We start from the raw sequence: 914 nt of genomic DNA on the forward strand, positions 1-914 counted from the left end.
AGGACCTTTCCCAGTGCAAATTGTGTCGGTTCGTACTGTGATCGATGCTGGCACTGGCCTCTGCGCGATCTCTGCGAATACCGCCGCCGCCGCCGCCGCTGCTGCTGCTGCTGCTGCTGCTACTGTTGGCCATGGCGATCGGAATTGTCAATCGGCCATTGTCAATCGGTATCGGCAACGACAATCCGTCATCGGCGTTGGCCATCGCTGAGATCGTCTCGGTCTGGCGCATGGTGTGAGTCTGGAGTCGCTAATCCTAGACGGCGTTTGTTGGCGTTCGGGCAGGCGCTGGCGCTGGCGCTGGCGCTGGCACTGGCGCCGCCGACCAAACGACCCTAGCTCGGCGAATTGGGTGGGCACCCGCGGATTGGCGACGGAGGCCGCTCAGGTGGGGTACGCGCCGTATCCGTCTGTCCGTCGTAAGACGCTGTGGTGCAGGCGGTGCTGTCCAGGGATGCTGTCACGTTGAACTTGTCGCAGTGAGCTGTCCCGGGTGTGCTGTCCCGCCAGAGGTGGCGGCGCATCGATTGCGCGTGCTGGCAATGGCGTGCAAACGTTCGATCGTCCGCTGGCTTCCGCTGGCGATCGCGTGCGGCGTCGCGTCGTCTGTCCATTTTCGGTGAGGCAAAATCGTGCGTGCGCCTGCGCGTAGGCCTACGCCTAGTCGTTGGGGTTGGCGGGAAATGCGCGCCGGGGCGATAGATCTGCGGCGGCCAGTTCTGTGCTGTCCAGTCCAGTAGTGACCAATGATGTCCAGCTGTGTCCAGATCAGATCAGATCAGTTCAGTTCGGTCCAGTATAGTTCAGTCTAGTGAGAAAGCATATGCTGTCGAAATGTGTCCTGGAGATGGACCGCGGCGAATGCTATGCTCGCTGTGGGCTTTCTTGTCACCGTCCACCGCGCGCACGTCGGC

General features: G+C 61.8%; 1 protein-coding gene. It reads right to left on the reverse strand.

The genetic code is table 11. The features are described 5' to 3' along the window. Positions 1–232, reverse strand: a 232-nt coding sequence (locus F6Q13_RS17990; RefSeq protein ID WP_293059441.1) for a hypothetical protein, incomplete at its 3' end; no start/stop codon positions are given. Between the last annotated feature and the right edge of the window lie 682 nt (positions 233–914).

Source organism: Mycobacterium sp. (assembly GCF_008709575.1).
Classification (GTDB): Bacteria; Actinomycetota; Actinomycetes; order Mycobacteriales; family Mycobacteriaceae; genus Mycobacterium.